The organism is Komagataeibacter kakiaceti JCM 25156 (assembly GCF_000613305.1).
Map to the genome: position 1 here is coordinate 1 of NZ_BAIO01000713.1, position 942 is coordinate 942.

Here is a 942-nt window from a genome sequence, read left to right on the forward strand (position 1 = left end):
CGCGGGCGCGGTGGTGGCGGCGGTGAAGGAAGCCCCGTTCCTCCAGCGCGGAAATGAGCCGGTGGATACCGGATTTTGAACGCAGGCCCAGCGCGTCCTTCATTTCATCGAAGGAAGGGGAGAAACCCGTGCTGCGCAGATGACCGTCGATAAACAGCAAAAGCTCATGTTGTTTTTTTGTAAGCATGACACATGTCCTTTTGCCCCGGACAGCCCGCCGGACCTGAAATATGATGGAACAAATCAAAAACCTGTCTTCGTGTTCTATATTGGTTCCATACCCTCCGTCAACCGGCATCAGCGCCTATGCCGGCACCTGATCCAGACGGATGATGTCACAGCTTTCCCCCGCCAAGGCCGGGGGCGCGTGGGGCGCGCGCACCACCAGCGCCTGGCTGTGCGCCAGTATATGCAGCATGGCCGAATCCTGCACCGGAAACGGGGTCGCCACCAGCCGCCCCGCCGCATCATGGCTCAGGCTGGCGCGCATATAGTCCATCCGCCAGTCATTTTCAGGCAGATCCCGGCCCAGCACGGCCTGCGCAGGGGACTCGACCACCGTGGCCAGCCCCGCCATGCGCCGCAGGGCCGGAAGCACGAACACCACCGTACAGACAAAAGCCGCCACCGGATTGCCCGGCAGGCCCAGAAACGGCAGGCGGCCCAGATGGCCGAACATGAGCGGGCGGCCCGGCCGGATGGCGATTTTCCAGAAATCGGTCTTCAGCCGACCTGTTCCAGCCCCCGGCGCACCAGGTCATGGCTGCCCACGCTCGCGCCGCCGGTGGTCAAGAGCATGTCCACCCCATCCACCATGCGTTCAAGCCCGGCGAGGTCAGCCATGTCATCACGCAGCACCGGCAGCACCACCGGCTCCGCCCCCGCCATGCGCAGCAGGGCCGCCAGCATGGGCGTGCTGGAATTGGCGATCTGCCCGGCCCG

At 64.4% G+C, this 942-nt stretch carries 3 protein-coding genes; all 3 read right to left on the reverse strand.

The window, feature by feature from the left end:
- On the reverse strand, window positions 1-187 hold a 187-nt coding region (locus JCM25156_RS26065; protein WP_034961025.1), incomplete at its 3' end, for a LexA family protein.
- A gap of 117 nt (window positions 188-304) precedes the next feature.
- Window positions 305-679, reverse strand: coding sequence for a MoeA family protein (locus tag JCM25156_RS31725; RefSeq protein WP_025814265.1), 375 nt, complete (start codon window positions 677-679; stop codon window positions 305-307).
- A gap of 44 nt (window positions 680-723) precedes the next feature.
- On the reverse strand, window positions 724-942 hold a 219-nt coding region (locus JCM25156_RS31730; RefSeq protein ID WP_242402744.1), incomplete at its 5' end, for a molybdopterin-binding protein.